General features: G+C 62.5%; 21 protein-coding genes. 13 read left to right on the forward strand and 8 right to left on the reverse strand.

From position 1 onward, the window contains the following. The first annotated feature begins 93 nt into the window (after window positions 1-93). The 9 genes from ACE3PR_RS10760 (at window position 94) to ACE3PR_RS10800 (ending at window position 9,658) form a co-directional block, all read left to right on the forward strand. The gene (locus ACE3PR_RS10760) at window positions 94-1,050 is read left to right on the forward strand and encodes a LysR substrate-binding domain-containing protein (protein WP_374371539.1); all 957 of its coding nucleotides are present in this window, start codon (window positions 94-96) and stop codon (window positions 1,048-1,050) included. After that, window positions 1,047-1,751 (forward strand): RluA family pseudouridine synthase, encoded by a 705-nt coding sequence (locus tag ACE3PR_RS10765; RefSeq protein WP_374371541.1) that lies wholly within the window; start codon window positions 1,047-1,049, stop codon window positions 1,749-1,751. Before ACE3PR_RS10760 ends, ACE3PR_RS10765 begins: the two co-directional genes overlap by 4 nt. 83 nt (window positions 1,752-1,834) lie before the next feature. Further along, window positions 1,835-2,788, forward strand: a complete 954-nt coding sequence (locus ACE3PR_RS10770; protein WP_374371543.1) for a DMT family transporter — start codon at window positions 1,835-1,837, stop codon at window positions 2,786-2,788. 133 nt (window positions 2,789-2,921) lie between these two features. Continuing rightward, window positions 2,922-3,125, forward strand: coding sequence for a 50S ribosomal protein L35 (gene rpmI, locus ACE3PR_RS10775; RefSeq protein WP_374371545.1), 204 nt, complete (start codon window positions 2,922-2,924; stop codon window positions 3,123-3,125). Window positions 3,126-3,155: 30 nt separating this feature from the next. Continuing rightward, a complete protein-coding gene (gene rplT / locus ACE3PR_RS10780) occupies window positions 3,156-3,518 on the forward strand; it encodes a 50S ribosomal protein L20 (protein WP_374371546.1) in 363 nt (120 codons plus the stop codon). Between the two features lie 132 nt (window positions 3,519-3,650). After that, a complete protein-coding gene (gene pheS, locus ACE3PR_RS10785; RefSeq protein ID WP_374371548.1) occupies window positions 3,651-4,754 on the forward strand; it encodes a phenylalanine--tRNA ligase subunit alpha in 1,104 nt (367 codons plus the stop codon). Further along, a complete protein-coding gene (pheT, locus tag ACE3PR_RS10790; RefSeq protein WP_374371550.1) occupies window positions 4,751-7,144 on the forward strand; it encodes a phenylalanine--tRNA ligase subunit beta in 2,394 nt (797 codons plus the stop codon). The genes pheS and pheT overlap by 4 nt, the downstream gene beginning before the upstream one ends. A 191-nt stretch (window positions 7,145-7,335) precedes the next feature. Further along, a complete protein-coding gene (gene htpG, locus ACE3PR_RS10795) occupies window positions 7,336-9,201 on the forward strand; it encodes a molecular chaperone HtpG (protein ID WP_374371552.1) in 1,866 nt (621 codons plus the stop codon). A gap of 1 nt (window position 9,202) precedes the next feature. Next, the gene (locus ACE3PR_RS10800; protein WP_374371554.1) at window positions 9,203-9,658 is read left to right on the forward strand and encodes an N-acetyltransferase family protein; all 456 of its coding nucleotides are present in this window, start codon (window positions 9,203-9,205) and stop codon (window positions 9,656-9,658) included. Window positions 9,659-9,664: 6 nt separating this feature from the next. On the opposite strand, the gene dmeF is transcribed toward ACE3PR_RS10800, so the two are convergent. Then, entirely contained in the window at window positions 9,665-10,627 is a 963-nt protein-coding gene (gene dmeF / locus ACE3PR_RS10805; protein ID WP_374371556.1) for a CDF family Co(II)/Ni(II) efflux transporter DmeF, read from the reverse strand. Window positions 10,628-10,785: 158 nt separating this feature from the next. Between dmeF and ACE3PR_RS10810 the strand changes: the two genes are divergently transcribed. Together ACE3PR_RS10810 and fghA are read left to right on the forward strand one after the other, a co-directional pair. Further along, window positions 10,786-11,895, forward strand: a complete 1,110-nt coding sequence (locus tag ACE3PR_RS10810) for an S-(hydroxymethyl)glutathione dehydrogenase/class III alcohol dehydrogenase (protein ID WP_374371558.1) — start codon at window positions 10,786-10,788, stop codon at window positions 11,893-11,895. Further along, window positions 11,895-12,740, forward strand: coding sequence for an S-formylglutathione hydrolase (gene fghA, locus ACE3PR_RS10815; protein WP_374371561.1), 846 nt, complete (start codon window positions 11,895-11,897; stop codon window positions 12,738-12,740). Before ACE3PR_RS10810 ends, fghA begins: the two co-directional genes overlap by 1 nt. Before the next feature lie 133 nt (window positions 12,741-12,873). On the opposite strand, the gene ACE3PR_RS10820 is transcribed toward fghA, so the two are convergent. Together ACE3PR_RS10820 and ACE3PR_RS10825 are read right to left on the reverse strand one after the other, a co-directional pair. After that, a complete protein-coding gene (locus ACE3PR_RS10820; protein WP_374371563.1) occupies window positions 12,874-14,874 on the reverse strand; it encodes a calcium-binding protein in 2,001 nt (666 codons plus the stop codon). A gap of 171 nt (window positions 14,875-15,045) precedes the next feature. Beyond that, window positions 15,046-15,468, reverse strand: coding sequence for a metallopeptidase family protein (locus tag ACE3PR_RS10825; protein ID WP_374371565.1), 423 nt, complete (start codon window positions 15,466-15,468; stop codon window positions 15,046-15,048). Window positions 15,469-16,038: 570 nt separating this feature from the next. On the opposite strand from ACE3PR_RS10825, the gene ACE3PR_RS10830 reads away from it, so the two are divergent. Next, complete coding sequence (locus ACE3PR_RS10830) at window positions 16,039-17,070, forward strand: methyl-accepting chemotaxis protein (protein WP_374371567.1); 1,032 nt, start codon at window positions 16,039-16,041, stop codon at window positions 17,068-17,070. A 37-nt stretch (window positions 17,071-17,107) separates the two neighbouring features. On the opposite strand, the gene ACE3PR_RS10835 is transcribed toward ACE3PR_RS10830, so the two are convergent. From ACE3PR_RS10835 to ACE3PR_RS10845, 3 genes are all read right to left on the reverse strand, one after another. Then, window positions 17,108-19,552 (reverse strand): FAD-dependent oxidoreductase, encoded by a 2,445-nt coding sequence (locus ACE3PR_RS10835; RefSeq protein ID WP_374371569.1) that lies wholly within the window; start codon window positions 19,550-19,552, stop codon window positions 17,108-17,110. A gap of 218 nt (window positions 19,553-19,770) precedes the next feature. Then, window positions 19,771-22,197 carry an FAD-dependent oxidoreductase gene (locus ACE3PR_RS10840; RefSeq protein WP_374371571.1) on the reverse strand — a complete coding sequence of 809 codons (2,427 nt, stop codon included), beginning with the start codon at window positions 22,195-22,197 and terminating at the stop codon, window positions 19,771-19,773. 144 nt (window positions 22,198-22,341) lie between these two features. Continuing rightward, window positions 22,342-23,925 (reverse strand): trimethylamine methyltransferase family protein, encoded by a 1,584-nt coding sequence (locus tag ACE3PR_RS10845; RefSeq protein WP_374371573.1) that lies wholly within the window; start codon window positions 23,923-23,925, stop codon window positions 22,342-22,344. Between the two features lie 163 nt (window positions 23,926-24,088). Here ACE3PR_RS10845 and ACE3PR_RS10850 point away from each other — a divergent pair, with 163 nt between their 5' ends. After that, window positions 24,089-24,979, forward strand: coding sequence for a LysR substrate-binding domain-containing protein (locus tag ACE3PR_RS10850; RefSeq protein WP_374371575.1), 891 nt, complete (start codon window positions 24,089-24,091; stop codon window positions 24,977-24,979). 30 nt (window positions 24,980-25,009) lie between these two features. Here the strand turns inward: ACE3PR_RS10850 and ACE3PR_RS10855 are convergent, their stop codons facing one another. Together ACE3PR_RS10855 and purN are read right to left on the reverse strand one after the other, a co-directional pair. Then, complete coding sequence (locus tag ACE3PR_RS10855) at window positions 25,010-25,807, reverse strand: hypothetical protein (RefSeq protein ID WP_374371577.1); 798 nt, start codon at window positions 25,805-25,807, stop codon at window positions 25,010-25,012. Window position 25,808: 1 nt separating this feature from the next. Further along, window positions 25,809-26,477, reverse strand: coding sequence for a phosphoribosylglycinamide formyltransferase (gene purN, locus ACE3PR_RS10860; protein ID WP_374371579.1), 669 nt, complete (start codon window positions 26,475-26,477; stop codon window positions 25,809-25,811). Window position 26,478: the final 1 nt, after the last annotated feature.

Consider the following 26,478-nt stretch of genomic DNA (forward strand, 5'->3'; position numbering starts at 1 on the left):
GCGCATTTGCCGCGACGCTGCTAGATTGCCGCCCGTCCGATCCAGTCATGCCAGTCCGGCTAGGCCCATGAATATGTATCTGAGTATCTAACGATGATGTCGAACCGCACCAAGAACCGCCGCCAATTGCCGCCCTTGAATGCCCTGCGTGCCTTTGAGGCCGTGGCCCGCTTTCTCAGCTTTACCAAGGCCGCCGACGAGTTGCTGGTAACGCAAAGCGCCGTCAGCCGCCAGGTGAAGAACCTCGAAGACATCCTCGGCGTCTCCCTCATCCTGCGGAAGGCGCAGCTCGAACTGACCGAGGAAGGCAAAAGGCTGCTGCCGGTCTTGACCGACAGTTTTGACCGGATGGATCAAATCATCGGTTCGTTCCGGCGCCAATCCAAGAAGCCGCCTTTGAGCCTTGCCGTCCCGCCCACTTTCGCGCGCCGCATCCTGCTGCCCCGCCTGCCCGAATTCCAGGCCGCCCATCCGGATCTCGAAATCCGCATCGAAACACCGCCGGTCAATCCCGATTTCCGCAATTCGGGCCACGACGTCGCCATCCTCTTTGGCGAGATGGAAGCCGATGGCCTGGTGGCCGATGTGCTGATGCGCGAACGGTCGGGCCCGCTGGCCGCCCCCGCTTTGATCGAGAAATCGAACTGGCCCGACATAAAGACCATGATCACCAAGGCCCCGCTCCTCCATGTGCGCCAGGGCAATGATTCCTGGTACGATTGGCGCTTGCTGGCGCGGCAATTGGGCCTTGCCGGGGTGCCCGTCGAACGCGGCCTGGTGGTGGAAACCGCCGATCAGGCAGTGCAGGCGGCGATCGCCGGCGGCGGCGTGACCGAAGTCGATTCGCGCCTGTGCCAGGATGAAATCGCTGCCGGTCGTTTGGTGGCGCCGTTCGATGTCAGCATGCTGACGGGCCGCACCTACACGATGGTCTGCCGCCCGGACGAGACCGAACTGGCGCGCATCGCCGCTTTCCGCGCCTGGGCCGTGGCCGCCCTCGCGGAACAGCCGGAACCGGAACCGGCGGCGGAAGATTCCGCCCCCAAATGAGAGCCGAGGAGATCCAGGCCCGCCTGCTCTACCGCGACGGCCTTGTCCTTATTCTCGACAAGCCGGCGGGCCTGCCGGTCCATGGCGGGCCGGGCGGTGGCGACAATCTGGAGCGCCATTTCGAGCATCTCTGCTTCGGTTTGCCGAAACCGCCGGCGCTCGCCCATCGTCTCGATCGGGATACCTCCGGCTGTCTCGCTTTGGGCCGCCAGCACAAGGGCCTCTCGCGCCTCGGCAAATTGTTTCAGGAAGGCCGCGTCCAGAAGACGTATTGGGCCGTGACGATGGGGGCGCCGCCTGCCCCCTCCGGAACCATCGACGCGCCCTTGAAGAAGCTCACCACCCGTGCGGGCGGCTGGCGCATGGTGGTAGCCAGCGCCGACGACAAGGACGCACAGAAATCCATCACCGATTACAAGGTGCTGGGATCTGGCAATGGTCTGACCTGGCTGGAACTCAATCCCCGCACGGGCCGCACCCATCAAATCCGCGTGCATCTTGCCCATCTCGGCTGCCCGATCCTGGGCGAGCCTCAATATCTGCCGCCCAATTCGCCCAAGCCCAAAGAGCCCCTGCATCTGCATTCCCGCGCCTTGGTCCTGCCGCTCTATCCCAAAAAGGACCCGATCCGCGCCGAGGCACCGCCACCACCTCATATGCTGGCGGCGCTGAAAGCCTGCGGCTATGCGTCAAAGGGCTGAAATAGCGCAATTTTTGCAATGATCCGTGGGTCCGCCATCCCCTAATATCGTGGCCGGGACCCGCCCCTTTTGGACCGCCTGTCATGACCAGCGCCGCTTCCACCGCACATCTCGCCCCCGACCGCGAGACCGGCAACATTCTGCTGGGCGTTACCGGCGCCCTGGTCGCGGTCGGCTTTTGGGCCGGCTGGATCGTGCTGACCCGGCTCAGCGTCACCACCGCCTTCACCCCGGATGACATCGTCTTCCTGCGCTTTCTCATCAGCGCCGTTCTGCTATTGCCGGTTTTCTGGCTGCGCCGACGCCAGCTCAACTATCGTAACCTGCCGCAATATCTCTTCATGATCCTGGGTGCCGGCGCGCCTTACATGCTGGTCGCGGCCAATTCCATGCAGCATGCCCCGGCCGCCCATGTCGGCGTGCTGATGCCCGGCACCATGCCGCTTTTCGTCGCCTTTTATGGCCTTCTTTTCTTTGGGGAACGCCTTGGGATATGGCGCTATCTCGGCCTCGGCCTCATCGTCCTGGGCGATGTCGCCGTGGGCGGGTTCGGGATCTTCCACATCCTGGAAAACGACCTCGGCCATGCCTGGGTGGGCTATCTGCTGATGCTGCTCGCAGCCGCCATGTGGGCCGGCTTCACCCAGGCCCAGAAACGCTCCAGCCTCGATCCCTGGATGGCGACCGCCGTGGTCGGGGTGGGGTCCTGCCTCGGCTTCTCACCCTATTATCTGGCGACCTCGGGCCTGGCCGTCTTCGATCTCCCTTGGGGCGAGATCGCCCTTCACGGCCTCTATCAGGCGGTGGCCTCGGGCATCCTCGCTCTGGCTGCCTATGGGATCGCCATCCAGCATCTGGGTGCCCAACGCGCCGCCGCCTTTTCTTCCCTGGTCCCGGCCCTGGGCGCCCTCCTCGCCATCCCGATCCTGGGTGAATTCCCGGATCCGGTCGCCTGGTTCGGTATCGGCACCGTCACCCTGGGTCTGATGCTGGCCACCGGAGCCATCGGGCCCCGGGCGCGAAAGGGGCGCGGATAGGCCAGGATTTCGGCTTGTTTCCGCCGGTTTCCCCCGCTATAACCCGCCGCGCACGGCATGGAATGCGGCCATGGCGAACCAGAGGGCATGCCCAACCGCAGCCGAATGCTCAATCTTATCAATAGGATAGAAAATGCCCAAGATGAAAACGAAGAGCGGCGCCAAGAAGCGCTTCTCCCTCACGGCCACGGGTAAGGTCAAATTCAAGCCGGCCAACAAGCGTCACATGCTTTCCTGCAAGCCCACGAAGATGAAGCGGCAATCGCGCCGCAACGAAGTCATGTTCGAAGCGGATGCCAAGAAAGTCATCAAATTCTTCCTGCCCAACGGGCTTTAAGAACAGACGCCAGACGGAAGGAATTAGACCATGGCTCGTACCAAACGCGGCGTCACCTCGCACGCCCGCCACAAGAAGATCCTCGACATGGCCAAGGGCTATGTCGGTCGGGCTTCGACCAATTACCGTATTGCCATCGAGAAGGTCGAAAAGGGCCTGCAATACGCCTATCGCGACCGCCGCGCCAAGAAGCGCGATTTCCGCGGTCTGTGGATCCAGCGCATCAATGCCGGCGTGCGTGAGCACGGCCTCACCTACTCGCAATTCATCAACGGCGTGAAGAAGGCCGGCATCGAGGTCGACCGCAAGGTCCTCTCCGATCTCGCCATCCGCGAGCCGGCGGCTTTTGCGGCCTTGGTGAAACAGGCGCAGGATGCGTTGAAGAAGGCCTGATCCAGGCTGAAGTCCGAGTTGGCATGCCGCCGCCCGTGTCACAGCGAGCGGCGGCCTGCGCACCCTAGGGAAGGGTGAGATCACGGAGGCCGGGTCAACCCGCGCCTCCTTTTTTGTTTGATGGGGACCCACATGCCGAACGATCAGCAGGATCTCAGCAGCCTGCAGAAAAAATGGCTCGATGCCGTGACCGCCGCCGCCAGCGTCGAGACGCTGGAACAGGTGCGGGTCGATGCGCTCGGCAAGAAGGGCGAGATCTCCGGCCTGATGAAGACCCTGGGCGGGATGGATCCGGAGGCGCGCAAGGATTTCGGTGCCCGCCTCAATCTCCTCAAGGACGAGGTTGCCGCCGCCATCGACGCGAAGAAGACGAGCCTTGCCGATGCCGCCTTGAATGCGCGCCTCGCCAAGGAGACCCTCGATCTCTCGCTCCCCGCGCGCCCCGAATATGAAGGCCGCATCCACCCGATCAGCCAGACCATCGACGAGATCATCGCCATTTTCGGCGAGATGGGTTTCAGCGTCGCAGAAGGCCCGGATATCGAGGACGATTTCCACAATTTCACCGCCCTCAACATCCCGGCCGATCACCCGGCGCGGCAGATGCAGGACACCTTCTATCTGCCGGAAAGGCAAGACGGCAGCCAGATGGTGCTGCGCACCCACACCTCGCCGGTGCAGATCCGTACCATGGTGAAGGGCGATCTTCCCATCCGCGTCATCTGTCCGGGCCGCACCTACCGCGTCGACAGCGACATGACGCATTCGCCGATGTTCCACCAGGTCGAAGGCCTGGTGATCGACACGCATACCAATATGGGCCACCTCAAAGGCTGCCTGCAGGATTTCGTGCGCGCCTTTTTCGGCATCGACAATCTACCGGTCCGCTTCCGCCCCAGCTATTTCCCCTTCACCGAACCCTCGGCCGAGGTCGATATTGGCTGCGACCGCTCCGGCGGCGAGTTGAAGCTTGGCGGCGACAAGGACGGCAATGCCAAGAACTGGCTCGAGATCCTGGGCTCCGGCATGGTGCATCCCAATGTGCTCAGGAATTGCGGCATTGATCCCGAGAAATACCAGGGCTTCGCCTTCGGTATGGGGATCGAGCGCATCGCCATGCTGAAATACGGCATTCCGGATCTTCGCACCTTCTACGAATCCGATTTGCGCTGGCTCCGCCATTACGGCTTCGTGCCCCTTGATATCCCCACCGCGGTGGGAGGATTGACCCGATGAAATTCACGCTCTCCTGGCTGAAGACGCATCTCGAAACCGATGCCGATCTCGCCACCATCACCAAGAAACTCACCGATCTCGGCCTCGAGGTCGAAGGTGTCGAGGACAAGGCCGAAAGCCTGAAGCCCTTCATCGTCGGCTATGTGATCGAAGCCAAGCAGCATCCCAATGCCGACCGGCTGCGTGTCTGCCAGGTCGATACCGGCAAGGGCATCCTGCAGGTCGTTTGCGGCGCGCCCAATGCGCGCACCGGATTGAAGGGTGTCTTCGCACCGGTAGGCACACATGTGCCCGGTACCGGCCTCGATTTGAAGGCCGGCAATATCCGCGGCGAGGCCTCGAACGGCATGCTCTGCTCGGCCCGCGAACTGGGCCTGGGGCAGGATCATGACGGCATCATCGAACTGCCCGAGGATGCGCCCGTCGGTCAGAGCTTCGTCGAATATCGCGGCCTCCATGACCCGGTGATCGAGATCAAGATCACCCCGGACCGCGCCGATTGCCTCGGTGTCTTCGGTGTCGCGCGCGATCTCGCTTCCGCCGGTCTCGGCAAGCTGAAGCCCATCGCCGAGAAGCATATCCCCGGCAGCTTCAAGAGCCCGATCCAATGGTCGATCGACGACAGCGCCAAAGCGGGCGTGCTCTATACCGCCGGGCGTTACTTCAAGGGCGTCAAGAACGGCCCCTCGCCGCAATGGCTCCAGGACCGCCTGACCTCAATCGGCCTGCGGCCGATTTCCGCGCTGGTCGACATCACCAATTTCGTGACCTTCGATCTTTGCCGGCCGCTCCATGTCTTCGACGCCGACAAGGTTAAGGGCCATGTGGCGATGCGCTCGGCCCGCGCCGGCGAGACCATCGAGGCACTGGACGGCAAGACCTACACGCTGGAACCCGGCATGATCGTCATTGCCGACGATCAGGGGCCGGAAGCCATCGGCGGCATCATGGGCGGCCTCGTTTCCGGCTGTTCCGAGACGACCACCAATGTCTTCCTGGAAGCAGCGCTCTTTGACCCGATCACCACGGCCAAGACCGGCCGTAAGCTCGGCATTCAATCCGATGCCCGCTATCGCAACGAGCGCGGCCTCGATCCGCAATCGGAGATCTGGGGCATCGACGTGGCGACGCGCCTCATCCTGGAGCTTTGCGGCGGCGAGGTTTCGGAAGTGACCTCGGCCGGGACAATTCCTACGGGCACGCGCGAGATAGCGTTCCGCCCGTCGCGGGTCTCCAGCCTCGGCGGTGTCGACGTGGCGCCTGCGAAGCAGAAGCAAATTCTCATCGATCTCGGCTTCAAGGTTGCCGAAACATCGCCGGAGCGCTGGAGCGTTACCACGCCGAGCTTCCGCGCCGATGTCGAAGGCGAGGCGGATATCGTCGAGGAAGTGATGCGCGTGCATGGCTTCGACCATATTCCCGCGATCTCGATGCCGCGTGCCGGCACCATGCCGCCGGTGGCCGTCACTTTGGGGCAAAAGCGCGTGCAACAGGCCAAGCGCCTGCTGGCCGTGCGCGGCCTCAACGAGACCGTGACCTTCAGCTTCATGCCGAGTCCGGTCGCGGCGATGTTCGCCGGCAACAACGCCTTGGTGCCGCTTGCCAACCCGATCAGCTCCGATCTCGACGTCATGCGTCCCTCGATCCTCGGCAATCTGCTGATGGCGGCCGAGCGCAATGCGGCGCGGGGGTTCAGCGATCTCGCCTTGTTCGAGATCGGGCCGACCTATCTCGGCGAAGCCGCAAAGGATCAGATCCTGGCGGCAACGGGATTGCGCGTCGGCAACACGCCGCGCCACTGGCAGGTGAAGCAGCGACCGCTCGATGCCTATGATGCCAAGGCCGATGCCATCGCCCTGCTCTCGGCCTTCGGCGTGCCGGTCGACAATTTGCAGCTCGAGGCGGCGGCACCGCCGCATTACCATCCGGGCCAATCGGCCACCCTGCGCCTCGGCCCCACGATTCTCGGCCAGTTCGGTGCCCTTCACCCGAAGATCCTGCAGGCGCTCGACGTCAAGGGGCCGGCCGTGGGTTTCGAGGTGTTCCTGGAACGCCTACCCGCGCCGCGTTCGAAAGGCACCGCGCGGCCGCTCCTCAACGCCTCACCCCTGCAGCCGCTGGAACGCGATTTCGCCTTCATCGTCGATGCGCAGGTCCCGGCCGAGAAGCTGGTGAAGGCTGCGAAAGGTGCGGACAAGGCATTGGTGACCGAGGTGAAGCTGTTCGACCTCTTCCAGGGCGGTTCGCTCCCGGAAGGCAAGAAGTCGCTCGCTCTGTCGGTCACCCTGCAGCCCCGCGACAAGACCCTGACCGATGCCGAGATCGAAGCGGTGGCGGCCAAGATCGTCGCGGCGGTCAACAAGGCGACGGGCGGAGAACTGCGAAAGTAGCCCCATCCTACTCTCCCCCTAAAGGGAGATGGTCTATGCCGAGATCGCCCTGACCGCCTCGCTCCGCCTTCCTACCTTTAGGGGATGGGCCGGGGTGGGGGTGGGGCCGGTCTACAGGCCCCTTGATTCCCGCGCGATCCCGCCGCATATGAGGGCAAAATCCACGCCTCCCGAACTGGAGAGTCACGACCATGACCTTGGAACGCCACGGCTTTCAGGCCGAAGTCTCCCGCCTTCTGCAGATCGTCGCGCATTCGCTTTACAGCGATAAATCGGTCTTCCTGCGCGAACTCATTTCCAACGCCTCCGATGCCTGCGACAAGCTGCGCTATCTGGCACTCACCCAGCCGGAATTGCTGGAAGGCGGCGGCGAGCTTGCCGTCACCCTCACGATCGACAAGAAGGCTAAGACCCTGACCATCGCCGATAACGGGATCGGCATGAACAAGGACGACTTGATCAGCCATCTCGGCACCATCGCGCGCTCGGGCTCGGCGAAATTCGTCGAGGAGCTGGAACAGGCTAAATCCGCCGACGACAAGGTCTCGTTGATCGGCCAGTTCGGCGTCGGGTTCTATTCCGCCTTCATGGTCGCCGATAACGTGACCGTCCTCTCGCGCAAAGCCGGCGAGACCCAGGGTTGGCGCTGGATTTCCGACGGCACCGGCGAGTTCACGATTGAAGCCGCGGACAAGCCCACGCGCGGCACCGAGATCACGCTCCACCTCAAGAAGGGCGAGAGCGAATGGCTGGAAGCCGCGCGCCTGGAGCATGTCATCGCCAAGCATAGCGAGCATGTGGCGCTGCCCATCCATCTGGTCGACGGCGCCGAGCCGAAGCATGTGAACCAGCAGGCCGCCCTCTGGACTAAGTCGAAATCCGAGGTGACGACCGAACAATACCGCGACTTCTACCGCCATCTCGCCCATGCCTTCGACGACCCCTGGGCCACGATCCATTACAAAGCCGAGGGCAAGATCGATTACACCGCCCTCCTCTTCATCCCCAGCATGCGCCCCTTCGATCTCTTCAACCCGGAGCGCAAGCAATCGCTGAAGCTCTACGCCAAGCGCGTTTTCATCACCGATCAATCGGATGAAATCCTGCCGGGTTGGCTCCGCTTCGTGAAGGGCTTGGTGGATTCCGAGGATCTGCAGCTCAATGTCAGCCGTGAAATGCTGCAGGCGAGCCCGCTCCTGGCCAAGATCCGCGCCGCCCTTGTGAAGCGTGTCCTCTCCGAGCTCACCAAACGCGCAAACGATGACGACAAGGCGCCTTACGAAACTTTCTGGGACAATTTCGGCCCCGTGCTGAAAGAAGGGCTCTATGAAGATCCCGCTCAGCGCGACGAGCTCTTAAAGTTGGTGCGCTTCCGGTCGACCGCGTCGGATGGCTGGGTGAGCCTGGCCGATTACATCGGCCGCCTGAAAGAAGGACAGAAGGCGATCTATTACATTGCCGGGGACCAACTGGATGCGCTCTCGCGCTCGGCACAGCTCGAAGGCTTCAAGGCCAAGGGCATCGAGGTCCTGCTGCTGACCGATCCCATCGACGAGTTCTGGATTCCCGCCGTCGAGAAATTCGAAGACAAGGAATTCCGCTCGGTCACCCGTGCCGGCGCCGATCTCTCCGACGTCAAGGCCGACGACAAGAAGGACGAGGCAAAGAAGCCGGTTGCCGAGAATATCGATGCCCTCATCTCCTTCCTGAAGATGACCTACAAGGATGCCGTGAAGGATGTGCGAATCTCCGAACGCCTGACCGACAGCGCCTGCTGCCTGGTGGCGGATTCCGGTGACATGGACATGCACATGGAACGCCTCCTGCGGCAGCATAAGCGCCTTGAAGCGAGCTTGCCGCGCGTTCTTGAAGTCAATGGCAGCCATCCGCTTGTCTCGGCCATGGCGAAGCAGGCAACCAAGGACGGCGACTGGCCGGAACTGGCCGAGACCGCCTGGCTGCTCCTCGACCAGGCCCGCATCCAGGATGGCGAGCCGCCGGCCGATCCCGCCGCTTTCGTGAAGCGCCTCAACGCGGCATTGGCGAAGGCGATCTGACGTGCATCTCACCTTCCGCCGTGCCACGCGCGCCGATCTTGAAGCCATCGTCGACATGCTGGTCGACGACAAGATCGGCGCCACGCGCGAAGATGGCTCGCGTCCCTTGAATGCGCGCTACATCGCCGGGTTCGAGGCGGTGGATCGTGATCCCAACCAATATCTCGCTGTGGTCGAGGAAGAGGGCAAGGTGATCGGCTCGCTGCAGATCACCTTCATCCCCAGCGTGTCACGCCTGGGCATGTGGCGCGGTCAGATCGAGGGCGTGCGCATCACCACCGCGCGTCGTGGAGAAGGACTCGGCCATAAAATGCTGGAATGGGCGATTGAGCAATGCCGACAGCGTGGCTGTGAACTGGTCCAGCTTACCATGGACAAGACCCGCACGGATTCGCGCCGTTTCTATGAATCGCTGGGCTTCAAGGCCAGCCATGACGGCTTCAAAATGGATTTGTAGAAGCGACTACGCCCGCTCTCCCGCCACCTCGACCTCGATGGTGAGGTGCGAGAGTTTGGCGATGCCGGTCAGCGCGGCACGGTAGAAATCGACATTCCGGGGCTGGGTGGTCGTGATGCTGACGATGCCGGCGAGATGGCCCGGCCCCACACGCCAGACATGAAGATCGGTGACCCGGTCGCCCAGAGCCTCCACCTCCGCCCGGATCGCATGGGTAAGCTCGGCGCTGGGCTGCGCATCGAGGAGCGTCGCCCCCGATGAGCGCATGAGCAGATAGGCCCAGCGCAAGATGACGATCGCCCCGACGATGCCGATGACGGGGTCGAGACCGACCCAGCCGAACGTCCAGGCAAGACCGATGGCCGCGATCGCCATGACCGAAGTCGCCGCATCCGCCAGCATGTGCACATAAGCCGATTTCAGGTTGAGGTCCTGATGGTGGCCATGATCATGCGCGTGGTTGTCATGCGCGTGCCCGTGATCATGATCATGCCCATGTGCATGGCTATGCCCGTGATTTTCCATCAGCAGCACTGCCGCCACCGCATTGACGACGAGGCCCAGCACCGCGACGGCCATCGCTTCCCGATAGGCGATCGCCGTCGGATTGAAGAAGCGGTCGACCGATTCCCAGGCGATGCCGAGGGCCACGATGGCCAGCACCACGGCAGAGGTATAGGCACCAAGATCGCCGAACTTCCCCGTGCCGAAGGAAAAGTGGTCGTTCTCGGCCTGCCGCTCGGCAAAGATATAGGCAATGAGCGAGATACCAAGCGCCGCCAGATGGGTCGCCATATGCCAGCCATCGGCCAGGAGCGCCATCGAGCCGAAAAGATGACCGGCCACGATCTCGCCCACCATCATGACGGCCGAGAAGGCGAGCACGATCTTCACCCGCCCGGCATTGCGGGCATGGTTGCGGCCGCGAAAATCGTGATTCTTGTGCTGTCCGGCGCTGATATCGTTCATGGGATCAACCTAACATGGCGCCCGGATGTTACAAAATTACAGCCCCGCCACCCGGCTTGCGTCGCAAGCGCCCACACGCGGCATATGGCATTGAAGCGGGCACGCCTTTCCCGCAATATCGGCGCCGTTTCTCGAATCGTTATCTCCGGAGGATTTCCATGGATGTTCGCGCCGCTATCGCAATCGAAGCCGGCAAGCCCCTTGTCATCGACACCGTGCAGCTGGAAGGGCCGAAAGCGGGCGAAGTCCTGGTCGAGGTGAAAGCGACCGGCATTTGCCATACCGATTACTTCACCCTCTCCGGTGCCGATCCCGAAGGCCTTTTCCCCGCCATTCTCGGCCATGAGGGCGCCGGCGTGGTAGTCGATGTCGGGCCCAACGTCACCAGCCTCAAGAAGGGCGATCATGTCATTCCGCTCTACACGCCGGAATGCCGCCAGTGCGAATATTGCCTCAGCCAGAAGACCAATCTCTGCCAGGCGATCCGTGTCACCCAGGGCCAGGGCCTGATGCCGGATGGCTCCTCCCGCTTCTCCATGGGCGGCAAAAAGGTACACCATTATATGGGCACCTCGACCTTCGCCAATTTCACCGTGGTGCCGGAGATCGCTTTGGCCAAGGTGCGCGAGGACGCCCCCTTCGACAAGATCTGCTATATCGGCTGCGGTGTGACCACTGGCATCGGCGCCGTCATCAACACGGCCCGGGTCGAGCCCGGCGCCAATGTCGTCGTCTTCGGCCTGGGCGGCATCGGCCTCAACGTCATCCAGGGCGCGCGCCTCGCCGGTGCCGACATGATCATCGGCGTCGACCTCAATCCCGGCCGGAAGGCCATCGCCGAGAAATTCGGCATGACCCATTTCGTCAACCCGAAGGAGGTCGAGGGCGATCTCGTCCCCTATCTCGTCAACCTCACCAAGGGTGGCGCCGATTACAGCTTCGAATGCATCGGCAACACGAATGTGATGCGTCAGGCCCTGGAATGCTGCCACAAGGGCTGGGGCGTTTCCGTGATCATCGGCGTCGCCGGCGCTGGTCAGGAGATCTCGACGCGCCCGTTCCAGCTGGTCACCGGCCGCGTCTGGAAGGGTACCGCCTTCGGTGGCGCCCGCGGCCGTACCGATGTGCCGAAGATCGTCGACTGGTACATGGACGGCAAGATCAACATCGACGACCTCATCACCCACACGATGCCGCTCCAGGATATCAACAAGGGCATCGATCTGATGAAATCCGGATCTTCGATCCGCGGCGTGGTGATCTATTGATGAGCGCCTTTACCGAAATCTCGCGCCATCGCTGTTTCGGCGGCTGGCAGCTTTACTTGAAGCATGACAGCGCCGAGATCGGCCTGCCGATGAAAGTCGGCGTCTTTCTTCCACCGGCGGCTGAAGCGGGGAAAGTGCCGGCGCTCACCTATCTCGCCGGCCTCACCTGCACCGAAGACACCTTTCTGATCAAGGCGGGCGCCCAGCGCGTGGCCGCCGAACTCGGCCTCATGCTGATCGCACCCGACACCTCGCCGCGCGGCACCGATTTCCCCGGCCAGGCCGACAATTGGGATTTCGGCGTGGGGGCCGGCTTCTATGTCGATGCAACCGAGGCTCCGTGGAAGCAGAATTGGCGCATGTATTCTTATGTGACCAGGGAATTGCCCGCGCTCATGGCGGCGGAATTTCCGGTCGATACGAACCGCCGCGGCGTTTTCGGCCATTCCATGGGCGGCCATGGCGCGCTGGTCTGCGGCTTGCGCAACCCCACTCTCTTCCGCTCGGTCTCGGCCTTCGCGCCGATCGCCAACCCGATCAACTGCCCCTGGGGCCAAAAAGCTCTCGCCGGCTATCTGGGGAGCGATCAAAAGGCGTGGGCGGCCTATGATGCCAGCGAGTTGATGCAGGCCAAAGCGCATCCCAACCCGATTCTGGTCGATCAGGGCGAGGCCGATCAGTTCCTGAGCCTGCAATTGCATCCCCATGCCCTGGAAGCAGCCGCCAAGGTGTCTGGCCAGAAGCTCACCCTCCGCCGCCACGGCGGTTACGATCATGGCTATTATTTCATCCAGACCTTCATGGAAGACCATCTCCGTCACCACGCGGCTTTATTGGCCCGTTGACAGACTATATTCCTCAGCCTAATGAACCTGACACGACGTTGGGGATAGGGGCTGGGGCACATGTTCCCGTGGTGCTGACGTCCACCTGATCATCAAGCCCTTCACGCTGGAAGCCCTCGCCGAATAGTATGGGCTAGGCGAAATCGGCCTCGGCCAGGTCGTCTTTCAGAATCCCTTCCAGCAGCAGGCTGCGCTGTTCCCAGATCGTGATGAGGGCACCCTCCGCCGTATCCTGGGTGAGGCTCATCAAGACCTCGAACGAGAAGGGCTGATCCCACCATTCCATCTCGATATAGATCTTGTCGCCATCGGCGCTGCTGAAATCGGTGATGCGGTCATGGGCGATGAGGCCGAAGACGAAATTGTCGGCGCCGGCACCGCCGGTCATCGCATTGTTGCCCGAGCCGCCGACCAACAGGTCGCTGCCATCGCCGCCATAGAGCGCGTCGTTGCCGGCCTCCCCGCGGAGATCGTCGTTGCCGCCACGGCCCTCCAGGTGGTCATTGCCGCCGCCGCCCCAGATATCTTCCGCGGCATCGCTCAGCTTGATCGTGTCGTTGCCGCTCGCCACATGGCTGCGATAGACGTCGATTTCCTCGAAATTGACGACCGTGATGCCGTTGTTCTGCTGCAAATAATCGAACACGACATCGCCGGTGATATCCGAGCGCAAGGTGAAATGATCGTTGCCGGCACCGCCATCGAAGAACCCGGTGCCGCGGGCCGTCACGTCATCCCCGATCACGCTGCCGATGAAATAATCGTCGCCAGTGCCGGTATCGGCGCTATTGCCGCCCAGTGTGCCGTTGCCGTCCGACGGCCGGAAATCGATATAATCATTGCCGGCGCCGGTGCGGGCCGAGCTGGTATAGCTGGCGCCGACGATATGGTCGTTGCCGGCATCGGTGGTGACATCGAGACGCTCGAAGCTGACCACTTTCTCATAGCCATAGGCCCGTTCCAGATTGGGATCGACGATGATGTCGCGCGATGTCTTGAGGTAATAAAGGAACAGGTTGTCGATTCCCGCTCCGCCATCCAGATAATCGCCGCCCTGGCTGCCGAAGATGAAATCGTCGCCACCCTGGCCGAACAGGCGGTCTTTGCCGGTCGTCCCCCGGATATTGTCGAGCCCCGAACTCCCATGGACTTCGATGCGCTCGAAGCCGTTCCCCAGAATATTCTCATGCGCCAGCTTGCTGTTGGTGTTGTAATACTCGGCTTCCACCTGCCCGTCTCCGCTCACCGTCAGGTCATAGCCGCCATTGGGGCCGTGATCGTCGAGGTGAAGCACCAGCAAATCGCTGCCGGCGCCGCCTTGAGCGATCGTTCCCGACCGCGCGATCACGATGTCGTCGCCATCGCCGCCATTCAGCCGGTCGATGCCGCCACCGCCGGCGCCATTGCCGACGATGTAATCGTTGCCGGCCTCGCCGCTGATATAATTGGCGCTCGCATCGCCGATCAGCCGGTCGCCGAAGGCCGAACCTGTGATGTTCTCGATACCAGCAAGTTGGTCGCCTTGCGCATCGCCGCCGATCTGGCTGGCGCGGGTGAGATCGACATCGACCGCGCCGGAACCCCGGTAATCCACCGTATCCGACCCGCCGCCGCCATCGATCGCATCGGCGCCGGCGCCGCCGGAAATCAAATTGTTGACCTCGTTGCCGGTGATCCGGTCGTCGTGATCCGATCCGGTCACATTCTCGATGCTGACAAAGACGTCGCCCGCGGCATCGCCGCCGATCTGCGGCCCGCTGCGGGTAAGGTCGATATCGACCGCCGCTGCCGAATAGGCGTAGCTCGCCCGGTCGGTTCCCGCGCCGCCATCGATGAGATCGCCGCCGCCGCCGCCGCGTAGCACGTTGCTTCCCGCATCGCCGATGATCTGGTCGGCAAAGGACGAGCCGGTCACGTTCTCGATGCTGGTAAAGCGGTCGCCCTGCGCATCGCCGCCGCTTTGCGGTCCTGGATTGGCGAGATTGACGGCGATGCCGGCGGCGGACGCGAGGTAGACGGCTGTATCGCGCCCATCGCCACCCAGCAATTGATCGGCGCCCGTCAGACCTTCCAGAATGTCGTCGCCGGTCCCGCCCGTCAGAATATCGTCGTCAATGGTTCCCACCTGCCGCATCGCATGCCTCCCCTGTCCTGTGCAATGCCGAGGCTAGTCAGCGGGGCGCGGCGGCAAAAGAGACTTGTCGATGACGGGGGAAGGACCCGCGACAATTTTCCAGGATCAACACGGAGAGGCGTTGGCGGCCACATGGAAAGCGAACGGAATCAAGCCACACTTTTTCGCCGCTCACTCTTCCGCCTGGCCCTCGATCGCTTCCATTTCCTCGTCCGAGAAGCCGAAATGATGGCCGATCTCGTGAACGACGAGGTGTCGGATGAGCTCTTCGAGCTCCATTTCCTCCTCCGCCCACCAATCCAGGATCGGGCGGCGGTAGAGGAAGACGATGTCGATTCCGGCGGGATCGTCATGGCCGCGCTCTGTCAGGGGCACGCCCCGGTAAAGCCCGGCAAGCTCGAACGGATCCTCGATCTCCATTTCGGCGAGGGTCTCCGCATCGGCGAAATCCTCCGCCCGCAAAGCGACGGCGCCGCAGCGGGCGAGGAAGGCCGGCGGCAGGGAATCAAGCGCGCGGCGCCCCATTTCCTCGATTTCGGCGAGGCTCGGCGGTGGCCCGAAGGCGCGGATAGGCTCGATTGAAGGATTTGACATGACGCTCCCTTGAAACAGGGAGCGATTAGAGCCCGGCAACCGGGCCCCGGCAAGCCGCCTGGTTAGGCGCCGACGCCCGAGAGCGCCAGGAGGAGGACAAAGAACGACACCAGGGTGAGACGGGCGCCGATGGTCATGATCGTATCGAGCATGGTCCTGTTACCTGATCCAGTAAGTGCCGGGTTGCCGGCGGTTGTGGGAACGACTTGGGCCTGATGTAGTCGATTTGACGATCCGGCACAGTGATCCCCATCACCGATGCGTTCATTGTGCCGTGATCGGCTTTATGATCCGTTAAAGTGGCTGCACCATGGTGCGATTGTGGCCTTGCCAAGGCGATTTTTTTGCTCTGACCGCTCATTTCCGGCGGATTTGAGGCAAATTTGGCGGGAATACTATGGTCCGACTCCGGCCGAACTGCTAAATACTTTGGAAACGATTTAAACTTACTCTGCCCAATCAGAACGGCCGCTCAAGAGCCGTCAGACAAGCTGCGAGGAAAGGCCGGATGCCCATTGGGAGCCGGTCCCTGAGTGACCTCAACTGACCCGGACGGTTAGCAGCTTTGTCATGACCCAACCAGAACGCATCATCGAACTCTCCCGCCACGTTTCCACCGTCGCGGAAGGCAAGATCGCCCTCATCAACACGATCACCCGCGAAACCCGTATCCTCGCCTTGAACGCGCTCATCGAATCCGCGCGGGCCGGGGAAAGCGGCCGCGGCTTCGGCGTGGTCGCCAACGAGGTGAAGGTCATTTCCGAGCGTATTACCGAGATTTCCCAGCAACTCTCGACCGAGCTCGCCGGCGCCATCTCCGAACTGGTGGGCTTGGGCGAAGGCCTGGTGCAGCAGGTGCGCGGCCAGCGTCTGGCCGACCTCGCCTTCAACATGATCGAGATCATCGACCGCAACCTTTATGAGCGCTCCTGCGACGTGCGCTGGTGGGCGACCGATACCGCCGCCGTCGATGCCCTGGCCAAATCCGGGCCGGAAAGTGCCGCCCATGCCAGCGAGCGCCTGGGGGTCATCCTCAACAGCTACACGGTCTATCTCGACCTCTGGATCGCCGATGCCGATGGCCGCGTCGTCGCCAATGGCAGGCCCCAGAAATACAACAAGGTGATCGGCAGCGACGTTTCCCGCACCGATTGGTTCCGCGCCGCCATGTCGAGCCGGAGCGGCGACGATTACGCCGCTTTCGACGTCGAGCGGGTCCCCCTTCTCGACAACGCCCAGGTCGCCACCTACACCACCGCGATCCGCGAAGGCGGCCAGGCCAACGGCAAGCCCCTGGGCGCACTGGGCATCTTCTTCGATTGGGAGCCCCAGGCCGCCGCCATCGTGCGCGGCAGCCAGCTTTCGGCCGAGGAGCGTAACTTCACCCGCTGCCTGCTCCTGGATTCCAAGCATCGCATCATCGCCGCTTCCGATGGCCAGGGCGTCCTTATCGACAGCTTCCCGCTGCCGGCCGGAAAAGGAGCCACGGGCTATCATGCCGCCGAGGGCAAGATGATCGGCTTCGCCCTTACCCCCGGCTACGAGACCTATCAGGGCCTCGGCTGGTACGGTGCCATCGTTCAGGAGATCCCGGGGGCGTAGACCCCCGCATAAACCCGGGGGGCTGAAACTCTCGGAACTACACCCGCATCCTGGCCGATTTCGGATCGTACATCGGTGCAAGACTCGCCTCTGCCGCGAAGCGCTTCAAGGCCACGCCGATCTCGAACTTGCCTTCGGCGATATAGGCCGCGTCGACGCCGTCCTTGTGATGCACATAGCCCATGCCGATGGCGCCGCCCAAATGGTGCCCGTAATTGGCCGAGGTCACCAGGCCGACCAGCTTGCCGTTCCGATAGATCGGCTCGTTGTGATAGAGCAGCGGCTGCGGATCGGTCAGCTTGAACTGCACCATGCGGCGGGAAAGCTTGCCGCCTTCCTTCTGCTTCAGCACGGCATCGCGGCCGATGAAGGGGACCTTCTTCTCGAAGGCGCAGGTAAAGCCCAATCCCGCTTCCAGCACCGTGTCCTTGATGCCGATATCGTGGCCCCAATGGCGATAGGCCTTCTCGATGCGGCAGGCATCCATGGCATGCATGCCGGCCGGTCGCACGCCGAGATCGGCACCTGCTTCCAGCACGTCGCGCAAGACCCCGCGCGCGAATTCGCTGGGGATGTAAAGCTCCCAGCCCAGCTCGCCCACATAGGAAATGCGTGTCGCCCGCACCTTGGCGTTCCGGAGCTCGATATGCTTGGTGGCGCCGAAGGGGAAGCCGGCATTGCTGAGATCGGCATCGGTGAGGCGCTGCAACAACTCGCGGCTCTTCGGTCCCATGACACCCAGGGTCGCATAGGACGTCGTCATGTCGACCAGTTCGACATCCGAACCCGGCTCGATCCGGTCTTTGAGATAATACCAATCGCGCGTCGAGGTCGCCGCCGCCGTCACCACCATGAACTTGGTCTCGGTGATGCGGAAGACCGTCAAATCCGCCTCGATACCGCCCTTCTCGTTGAGCCATTGCGTATAGGTGGCCTTACCCATCTGCCCGATATCGGCCGAGGAGACGCGCTGCAACAGTTTCTCGGCATCCTTCCCCACCACCAGGAATTTGGCGAAGGTCGAAAGATCGTAGAGTGCCACACCTTCCCGCGTCGCCTTCACATCGGCGGCCGCATAGGGGAACCAGTTCTGCCGGCCGTATGAATATTCGTATTCCGCCTTAACGCCCTTGGGCGCGTACCAGTTCGGGCGTTCCCAGCCGGCGACTTCGCCGAAACAGGCGCCCAAGGATTTCCAATCTTCGTAGAAGGCCGTCTGGCGTACGTTGCGTGAGCTTTCGAACTGGCGATACGGCCAATGCATCGCATAGAGCAGGCCGAGAGCCTCGGAAACGCGCGGCACCAGAAAGCTCTTGCGGCTCATATGCGGCTGCAGGCGGCGGATATCCACGTCCCAGAGATCGTAGGGCGCTTCGCCCTCGACGATCCAATGGGCGAGCGCCATGCCCGCGCCGCCACCCGATTGGATGCCGATCGAATTGAAACCCGCCGCCACGAAGAAATTCTTCAGCTCGGGCGCCGGACCCAGAATATAGCGTTGATCCGCCGTGAAGCTTTCCGGCCCGTTGAAGAATTTGCGGATGCCGACCTTCTGCAGGCTGGGGACACGGTGCATGGCGCCTTCCAGGATCGGCGCAAAATGATCGAAATCTTCCGGCAGTTCGTCGAAACAGAAATCCTCCCGGATGCCGTTCATGCCCCAGGGCTTGGCCTTGGGTTCGAAGGCGCCCAGCAGGAGCTTCCCCGCATCTTCCTTGTAATAGGCGCAGGCATCCATGTCGCGCATGACGGGCAGATCCGGCGTCATGCCTTCCATCGGCTCGGTCACGATATAGAAATGCTCGCAGGCATGGAGTGGAATGTTGACGCCGAGTTTCTCCCCGATCTCGCGCGACCACATGCCGGCGGCGCAGACCACATATTGCGCCTTGATGATGCCTTCCGGCGTGCGCACGCCGATGGCGCGGCCGTTCTCGACCAGGACTTCCTCGACCTTCGTATCCTCGAAGATCTTGACCCCCTTCATGCGCGCACCCTTGGCCAGCGCCATGGTGGTATCGGCCGGATTGCACTTGCCGTCCTTCGGATAGAAAATCCCGCCAATGACGTCGTCGGTGTTGAGGAGCGGCCATTTCGCCTGCACGCCGGCGCGGTCGAGCTCGACGCATTCCACCTCGAAGCTCTGCAGCATGTCGGCGCCGCGGCGGAATTCCTCCCAGCGCGCTTCCGAGGTTGCGACCGAAAGCGAGCCCGGCTGCACGAAGCCGGTTGCTTGCTCGGTCTCTTTTTCCAGAGTGGTGTAAAGATCGGTCGTGTATTTGGCGAGCTTGGTCAGGCTCTCGCTATAGAGCGAGGCGCGCACCAGCCCGGCCGCATGCCAGGTCGTGCCGGAGGTCAGCTTCTTGCGCTCGATCAGCACCGTGTCCTTGCCCCAGCCGAGCTTCCCCAGGTGATAGGCGATCGAACAACCTAAGATGCCGCCACCGATGATGACGACGCGGGCTTCCTGGGGGAGTGACATGGGCTGGGTTCTTCGTCTGGTTGGGTTGCGGGCGGATTATGCGGATGCGGATGTCAGGCGGCAAATAGGTCGTTTCGATGGGCGGCATTGATGACACCCAGTACTTTTTTCCTGTCATGGTCCGCGAAGGCGGACTATCCACGAGTTTCTTGACGACTGAAGAAAGTAACTCGTGGATCCCCCGCCTTCGCAGGGGGTGACAATAGAAAGATCGAGACTCACGCCTTCAATCTCTCATTCTTCGGATCGAAAATCGGTTCCTCCGCCACCACGGCCGGGAAACGTTTTCCCAGAATCTCGACTTCCAGCTTGCTGCCCACCTCCGCGAGATCGAGCCGCACATAAGAAAGCGCGATGCTTTTGCCGATGCGGAAGCCCCAGCCGCCGGAGCCGACGATGCCGACTTTCTTTCCATCCTTGAAGACGATCGAGCAGCTCGGCGCATCGGCGGTGTTGCCTTCGACGATCAAGGGCACGAAGCGTTCTTTCTCGCCGGCTTCGTGCCGCTTGATCAGCGCGTCGCGGCCGATGAAATCGCCCTTGTTCAATTTCACGAAGCGTTCCAGTCCGGCATCGAAGGGCGTGTATTCGTGGGTGATGTCCTGCTTCCAGGACCGGTAGCCCTTTTCGAGCCGCAGGCAATCCATCGCATACATGCCGAAATCGGCGATGCCGAATTCGCCACCGGCCGCCATGATCGCATCATAGACATGGACGAGATCAGCCATCGGCACGTGCAGCTCCCAGCCCAATTCGCCGACGTAATTGACGCGGAGTGCCGTCACCTTGCGGCCCGCCACATCGATCTGCTGGCAGGACGGCCAGGGGAAGGCGTTATTGGACAGATCGGCATCCGTGATCTTCTTCAGGGCATCGCGCGAACGCGGCCCCGCCAACACCAGGGACGAGGCCGATTGGCTGACTTCGGTGAGCTTCACCGAGCCGTCATTCGGCAAATGCTGGCTCAGCCAATCCATGTCGTGCCACAGGCCCGATCCCGCCGACATCAGATAGAACTTGTCGGGCGCCAGTCTGGTCATGGTGAATTCGGAGAGGATCGAGCCCTTGGGTGTCAGCGTATAAGCCAAGGTGACGCGGTTGGATTTCGGGAGCGCGCCGCAGATAAGATGATCCAGCCATTTCTCGGCACCCGCCCCCTCGACGATGAATTTCGAGAAACCACCCAGATCCATGATGCCGACACGTTCGGCAACGGCGCGGCATTCGGCACGGACCGGTTCGAACCAGGCCATTTCCTCGCGGTGGAAGGAGAGCTTGGTCTCCGCCTCCTTCGGATTGCGCGGGAAATAGGCGGCACGTTCCCAGCCGCCGCGGGCACCCATAACGGCGCCCTTCCCCGTCAGCTTCTCGAAGAGCGGCGTCTTCAAACGCGGCCGCCCCGCCGGGCGTTCCTCGTTGGGGAAGCCGATCGCATATTCGTTCTGATAGAGCTCGATCGCCTTGTCGATGACATAGGGTTGGTCGGCAAAGACCGTGTAGCGGCGATGGTCGAGACCCCAGAGATCCCATTCCGGCTCGCCATGAACGACATACTCGGCGATGGTCTTGCCGGCGCCGCCGCCTTGGCAGATGCCGAAGCTGAAGCAATTGGCGTTGTAGAAATTGGTGAGCCCGTGCTGCGGCCCGATATAGGGATTGCCGTCGGGCGAATAGGGAATCGGACCGTTGATCACCTTCTGCACGCCGACCTGGCCCAGCACCGGCACCCGAGCCACCGCCTGCTCGATATAGTTTTCCAGGCGGTCGAGATCGTCGGGCCAGAGCTGGAAGGCGAATTCCTGCGGGATGCCGTCATGCCATTCCGATTTGCAGTTCCATTCATAGGGCCCGAGGATGAGGCCATCCCTTTCCTGCCGCAGGTAATAGGAAACGTCCGGGTCGCGCACCAGCGGCAGCTTCTCGTCCCGCGCCGCCAGCTCCGGAATCATCTCGGTGATCAGATATTGGTGCTGCATGGCGATGATAGGGAGATACTGGCCGACCATGGCCGCCACTTCGCCGGCGCGGTAGCCGGCGGCGTTGATGACCTTCTCGGCCACGAATTCGGCGCCGTCCTTGGTCGTGATCTTCCATTCGCCGGACGGCAATTGCTTGATCGCGGTCACGCCATTGAAGCGCAGCACCTTGGCGCCGAGATCCTTGGCACCTTTGGCGAGCGCCTGGGTCAATTGTGAGGGGTCTATATCGCCGTCATGGGCGTCCCACAACCCGCCGACAATATCGTCCATTTCCATGATCGGGTACTTGGCCTTGATCTCGGCCGGCGAGAGCATGGCGTAATCCAGCCCCTGTGCCTTCGCCATGGCGCAGGCATGGGCGAATTCCTCCATGCGCGCCTTGCTGTGCGCAAGGCGGATCGAGCCGGTGATGTGATAGTTCATCGGGTAATCGACTTCGGCGCCGAGGGTCTTGTAGAGCTTGGCCGAATAGGCCTGCATCTTCATGATGTTCCAGGAGCCGGAAAAGGTCGGCACATTGCCCGCCGCATGCCAGGTCGATCCGGAAGCAAGCTCGTCGCGCTCGATCAGCACGCAATCCTTCCAACCCAGTTTCGCCAGGTGATAGAGGGCACTCGTCCCCACCACGCCCCCGCCAATCACCACCACCCGCGCATGTACCGTCATCACGTTCCTCTAGGATCAACAATTCCACTGACAACAAAAAATGTCATGGTCCGCGAAGGCGGACCATCCACGAGTTTCAACGAGACTGATCAAAGAAACTCGTGGATCCCCCGCCTTCGCGGGGGATGACGAAAGGAGACAGTATCACACCTTCTTCGCCATATGCTCCCGCGCCAGCCGCACCGGGAACTTCGCGCGAATGGCGTCATCGACCTCGCGCGAGATATGCTGCGGGAAATGGCTCGACATGATCGGCTTCAATTTCTTCTGCGCCTTGGCGACCGCATCGGGCCGGCCCATCTCGACCCATTCCTTCGGGTTGGCGCGATCGCCGATCAGCGGGTAGACGTATTCCGTTTGCATGCGCTGCAAGGTCTGTTCGGAACCGAGATAGTGACCCGGCCCCTCCAGGCAGGTCTTGCGGATGGTTTCGATCGACAGGCTCTCATCCGAGGTGTCGATGCCTTTGATCGTGCGCTGGGTGGCGCCGATGATGTCGTTGTCGATCAGCAGGCTTTCGAGACAAAAGCCCAGCAGGCTCGCCTGCATGCCGGCCGATTCGTAGATGAGATTGGCGCCGGCATTGCCGACCAGCGCATGGTTATAGGCCTTCTCCGAACCCGATTGCGCATCGGGAAGCTTCGCATCGGTCATGCCGGAAGCCGTGCCGCCGGTCAGATCATAGAATTGCGCCATCTGCGCGGAAGCCGCCGAGAGCAACGCCTGTTCCGAGGAGCCGCCCGACATGGCGCCTGTCCGGAGATCGGAAACGAAGCACCAGGTACCGAAGATCGCCGGCGCCCCGGGCTTGATCGCGTTCACATAGACGAGGCCGGCGAGGCATTCCGCCACTTCCTGCACGATCGCCCCGGCCAGAGCCGCCGGTGCCGTGGCGCCCGCTTGCCCCGCCGAGAGCAGGAGCACCGGCATGCCACCGCGCACCGCCACTTCCAGGCAGCGGCAGGCATCCTGCGCGAATTTCAACGGCGGCACGACGAAGCAATTGGACTGGCTGACGAAGGGCCGCTCGCGCCACTTCGCTTCCGAGCCGGCGATCATGTGCAGCATTTCGAGGCTGGCTTCGAGATGCTTCGGGTCGACCCAACTCGATCCTACATGCTTGGTGGTGCCGGCGACCGAGGCATAGCAGGTGTTGAAATCCATCTCGTAAGGGTCGGCGAGTTCGCGGCACACCACCGAGCGCTGGAAGAAATGCACATGATCCAGCGTGTCGACGATGCGCGCGATGTCGTAGAGATCCTTGGTCTCGGAATCGCGATACTCGCCCGTGACCGGATCGACCATGTGGACGGCCGCACCCGCCGTGCCGAAATAGACCTTCTTCCCCCAGGGCTCCATGTCGTAACGCGGGTCCTGGGCATAAAGCGGGAAATGCCGCGCGGCCTTCGCGAGCGTGTCTTCGATCACGGCACGCGGAAAGGTGAGGCGGCCATTACTGTTCATGATGGCGCCGGCCTTGGTCATCGCCTCGATGCCCGAGGGGATCGCATCCGCCATGCCGATCTGCTCGAGAACGTCGATGGCCGCATTGTGGATCTTCAGCACCTCGGCATCCGAGAGCGGTTTGTAGCGCCCGCCTTCCAGACCCGGCCGCACCGGCCTTTCATTCTCGGCCAGGGGGGCTGCGCGCATGGCGCGGCGCGCCTCACGGCCGCCGCGGCGCACGGTCATGTCCTTGGCACCGCTCTCCATCGGAATGCTGCTCATCTGGGCGTTTCCTCATAAAGGCTTCTAATCATTGCCGGGATCATCGCCAGACACCCCCATTCCGGCAAGCGACCCTTCTTCAGCTATACATGAATGAATTTCATATATATGCCTGCAAAAATGCGATAAATAGGGGATTATGGCGAAACGAAATCTTCCATCCTTGAAATCCCTGCAGGCCTTCGAGGCCGCGGCGCGGCATCTTTCCTTCCGTGTCGCGGCCGAGGAGCTCTCGCTTACCCAATCGGCAATCAGCCATCAGGTGGCGGGGCTGGAGGAGCGCCTGGGCACCTCGCTCTTCCGCCGCGCGGCCCGCCGGGTCGAGCTGACCGAGGCCGGGGCGCAGCTCTATCCTTACCTGCGCGACGGCTTCGATCGCCTGGCGCAAGGGGTGGGCCTGGTCGACCGGGTACGCATTTCCGGCGATCTGGTGGTGCAGGTCTATGTGACTGTGGCGGTCCGCTGGCTGCTCCCCCGCCTCCATCAATTCCAGGCCGGGCATCCCGACATCCTGGTGCGCCTCTCCACCAGCCAGCTCGATTGGGAATTCGACCCGACCACCGGTGATCTCGGCCTCATCTGCACGCGCAATCCGAACCGGCCCGGCATCCATTACACGTATCTTTTCGATGCGCAATTGGTGGCCGTCTGCGCGCCCGTCATCCAGCAGGCCGGGCTCGGCCTGCGGCAGCCGGCCGAGCTGGTCAATCACGCCATGCTGCAGGTCTATACCGCCGCCGAGGATTGGCATGACTGGCTGGAAGCCGCGGGCCTGCCCAGCCTCAAAGGCCGCGCCGCCCCCAAATTCGATTCCTATCTCCTCGCCATCGAGGCCGCAATCGAGGGCCAGGGTGTGGCCGTCGTGCCGGAATTCATGGTGGCCTCGGATCTGAAATCCGGCCGCCTGGTGAAACCTTTCCCCGAGATCGAGGTACGGCACGGCGCCCGCTGGTATCTCGCCTGCCTCGATGAACGCGCCGCCGAACCCCGCATCCAGCATTTCCGTAACTGGCTCACCACCGAGATCGCCAAGGATCCCGCCTTCAGCGCGTGACAGTAGCCCCCAGATATCAAGCCCCAAATATCAAGGCTGAGGGAACGGATCCTTCTCCGGCAGCGGCGGTTCCTCGGCGCCCGGCTCGGCGACGAGAAACTCCGCCGGGCAGCGATCCTTGAAGGCGCTCCCCTTGGCATACCAGAGAGCCGCGTCGTTGAGCGGGCGCATGCTGCCAAGCTGGTTGATGGCAACGCGCACTTCCGTCAGCACCTGCTGCCTGTGGAGTTTCGATTTCGCGCAGACGAGTTGCAGGGAGCGCGCTGTTTCCGGGCCGAATTGCTGCTCGAAGGCATCGACGAGCACCTCGCGCGAGATGCGCTGCCCAACCGATCCGGCGATGGTGAGGTTGAGCAGCGAATGCTGCAGATCCCTGGCCCGCCCCACGGCGCGTTCGAAGTAACGCTGTGGCGAGAGGAGCGCGCAGGAGCCGTATTTGCTCCAGAAGGCACGTTCGGGACAGGCGGCGATGTCGGGCATCAATGCAACGAGCTCGGCGCGAAGATCATCGGTGAGCTTCACCTCCGGCAGCGAGCAGGTCGTGATCTTGTCTTCGGGCGAGATCAGCGGCGTGGTGAAGGCCCGCGCCATCGGATCGCAATTCTGCATCCGCGACGAGCCCGGCCGCGCTTCCGGCTTCAAGCCGATGAGCGTCAGATTGCGCCCCTGCGGATTCTGCAGCGTGAGCCCCTCGCAAGCGGGCATCTCCGGATCGACCAGGCATTGCCCCGGCAGCCAGCCCATCTGCAGCGAGAAATATTCGAGGCTTTGCGCCAGCGCCGGGTATGCCGATAGCAGAAAAAAGAGCAGGGCGGCGAGCCCGCGCAACTCAGGAACCCATCGGGTTGAACAGGACGCCGCCGGCAAAGGCGGCATCGTCGACGATGGCTCGCTCGTTCTCGACCCGAACCTTGCCCTCGGCAATGAGCCGCAGCGCCAGCGGAAACAGGCGATGCTCGGCCTCGAGCACGCGCCGGCCCAGCGATTCTTCCGTATCGTCGGGGCGCACCGGCAAGGCGGCCTGGGCGATGATCGGCCCGGTATCCATTTCAGGCCGCACGTAATGCACGGTGCAGCCATGAAAGCGCACGCCGGCCTCCAGCGCGCGGGCATGGGTGTGAAGGCCCTTGAAGGAAGGCAGCAAGGCCGGATGGATGTTGACCAGCTTGTCGCGCCAACCGGCGATGAAACCATCGGTGAGGAGGCGCAGGAAACCTGCCAGCACGACCATTTCGGCGCCGCTCGCACGAATCGCCTGATCCATCGCCGCGTCAAAGGCGGCGCGGTCGGGATAAGCCTTGTGATCGATCGCCAGCGATGGAATGCCGGCCTTCTTCGCTCGTTCCAGGCCGAAGGCATCGGGCCGGTTGGAGAGCACCAGGACGATCTCGATCGGACTCCCCGTGATTACCGGGCCGAAATGATCGATCAGCGATTGCAGATTGCTGCCGCGGCCGGAGATGAGGATGGCGATCTTCAGCTTGGACCGCGCCATCATG

The sequence above is a fragment of the Dongia sp. genome, assembly GCF_041909655.1.
GTDB lineage: Bacteria > Pseudomonadota > Alphaproteobacteria > Dongiales > Dongiaceae > Dongia.

What these genes read in the sequence shown, in the direction of transcription:
- ACE3PR_RS10760 (WP_374371539.1), top strand. Translation starts at nt 94, where the DNA reads ATGATGTCGAACCGCACCAAGAACCGCCGCCAATTGCCGCCCTTGAAT.
- ACE3PR_RS10765 (WP_374371541.1), top strand. Translation starts at nt 1,047, where the DNA reads ATGAGAGCCGAGGAGATCCAGGCCCGCCTGCTCTACCGCGACGGCCTT.
- ACE3PR_RS10770 (WP_374371543.1), top strand. Translation starts at nt 1,835, where the DNA reads ATGACCAGCGCCGCTTCCACCGCACATCTCGCCCCCGACCGCGAGACC.
- rpmI (WP_374371545.1), top strand. Translation starts at nt 2,922, where the DNA reads ATGCCCAAGATGAAAACGAAGAGCGGCGCCAAGAAGCGCTTCTCCCTC.
- rplT (WP_374371546.1), top strand. Translation starts at nt 3,156, where the DNA reads ATGGCTCGTACCAAACGCGGCGTCACCTCGCACGCCCGCCACAAGAAG.
- pheS (WP_374371548.1), top strand. Translation starts at nt 3,651, where the DNA reads ATGCCGAACGATCAGCAGGATCTCAGCAGCCTGCAGAAAAAATGGCTC.
- pheT (WP_374371550.1), top strand. Translation starts at nt 4,751, where the DNA reads ATGAAATTCACGCTCTCCTGGCTGAAGACGCATCTCGAAACCGATGCC.
- htpG (WP_374371552.1), top strand. Translation starts at nt 7,336, where the DNA reads ATGACCTTGGAACGCCACGGCTTTCAGGCCGAAGTCTCCCGCCTTCTG.
- dmeF (WP_374371556.1), bottom strand. Translation starts at nt 10,627, where the DNA reads ATGAACGATATCAGCGCCGGACAGCACAAGAATCACGATTTTCGCGGC.
- ACE3PR_RS10810 (WP_374371558.1), top strand. Translation starts at nt 10,786, where the DNA reads ATGGATGTTCGCGCCGCTATCGCAATCGAAGCCGGCAAGCCCCTTGTC.
- fghA (WP_374371561.1), top strand. Translation starts at nt 11,895, where the DNA reads ATGAGCGCCTTTACCGAAATCTCGCGCCATCGCTGTTTCGGCGGCTGG.
- ACE3PR_RS10820 (WP_374371563.1), bottom strand. Translation starts at nt 14,874, where the DNA reads ATGCGGCAGGTGGGAACCATTGACGACGATATTCTGACGGGCGGGACC.
- ACE3PR_RS10825 (WP_374371565.1), bottom strand. Translation starts at nt 15,468, where the DNA reads ATGTCAAATCCTTCAATCGAGCCTATCCGCGCCTTCGGGCCACCGCCG.
- ACE3PR_RS10830 (WP_374371567.1), top strand. Translation starts at nt 16,039, where the DNA reads ATGACCCAACCAGAACGCATCATCGAACTCTCCCGCCACGTTTCCACC.
- ACE3PR_RS10835 (WP_374371569.1), bottom strand. Translation starts at nt 19,552, where the DNA reads ATGTCACTCCCCCAGGAAGCCCGCGTCGTCATCATCGGTGGCGGCATC.
- ACE3PR_RS10840 (WP_374371571.1), bottom strand. Translation starts at nt 22,197, where the DNA reads ATGACGGTACATGCGCGGGTGGTGGTGATTGGCGGGGGCGTGGTGGGG.
- ACE3PR_RS10845 (WP_374371573.1), bottom strand. Translation starts at nt 23,925, where the DNA reads ATGAGCAGCATTCCGATGGAGAGCGGTGCCAAGGACATGACCGTGCGC.
- purN (WP_374371579.1), bottom strand. Translation starts at nt 26,477, where the DNA reads ATGATGGCGCGGTCCAAGCTGAAGATCGCCATCCTCATCTCCGGCCGC.